The organism is Micromonospora sp. LOL_014 (assembly GCF_048060245.1).
Taxonomy (GTDB): domain Bacteria; phylum Actinomycetota; class Actinomycetes; order Mycobacteriales; family Micromonosporaceae; genus Micromonospora_E.
This window is the reverse complement of the sequence record NZ_JBHMIP010000102.1, coordinates 1-864: the sequence shown is the minus strand read 5'-3', so window position 1 is coordinate 864 and position 864 is coordinate 1. Positions and strand designations below refer to the sequence as shown.

Here is an 864-nt window from a genome sequence, read left to right as displayed (position 1 = left end):
GGAAACGATCTCCTGTGTCATCGGGCTGCACTTCTACAGGATCGCCTGTGAATAGACCTCATACGTCGTGACGGCTGCGGGGTACGCAGTCGTGGCTCCCTTGTGCTGATGATGCTCTATAACGTTTCCGCGAGCATCGACGACAGTAGTTGTCGGCGTATCTCCGATTGGCGGCGTCAAGTAGACGCGATCACCGCCATACTCTTTCGTTGTTCGCCATTTTTCGACACCGGGAGCGGTTCGTTGGATGACATCGGTAGTCCGATTAGCGCGGTCATACTCGATAACAGTCTGACTCTTGACCTCCCATTCGAGAATCGTCTGAAGGTCCGCACTGGGGCTTAGCCCTGCCACGTGATGCCAGTCATTGTTAACATGCGGGCGACCTGCCGCGTCGTAGACAGTCTCGGTCAAAATTGTCCCAGAGCCAGCGAGCCCTGCACGCTGGGTCTGCCGTGGGCGAAGCAGACCATCATACAACGCGTATGTGGTGATATAATTCGAGGAAGCATTTATCTCTTTTGTGATAACCGCGTTGACGTCGCCGGACTTCCGCACCACGTAGGAGTACTCAACGTTCGGGTCAGCCCCGCCACTCTTCGACCGGTTCGGCAGCCAGACCTTAGTCAGCCTACCCAAGGCATCGTAACCAAACTCGGTGCGGCGATTGTTGACATCTACATTGGCAGCTGCGATGCCCCAGGCCGGCTCGACTTCCTGAGTCGACACCCACCCCAAAGGCCCAGTGGTTGTTATGAGTGTCAGCGGACCACCCGCACTTGGCGTGTAGGCCGTCGTAGTCTTGAGGTCTATTCACAGGCGATCCTGTAGAAGTGCAGCCCGATGACACAGGAGATCGTTTCC

The 864-nt window shown here is 56.4% G+C and carries 1 protein-coding gene; it reads right to left on the bottom strand.

Annotation, left to right across the window (positions count from 1 at the left end; translation table 11 throughout):
- Positions 1–33: 33 nt before the first annotated feature.
- Complete coding sequence (locus ACFHW1_RS28805; RefSeq protein ID WP_416616732.1) at positions 34–729, bottom strand: hypothetical protein; 696 nt, start codon at positions 727–729, stop codon at positions 34–36.
- Positions 730–864 lie beyond the last annotated feature (135 nt).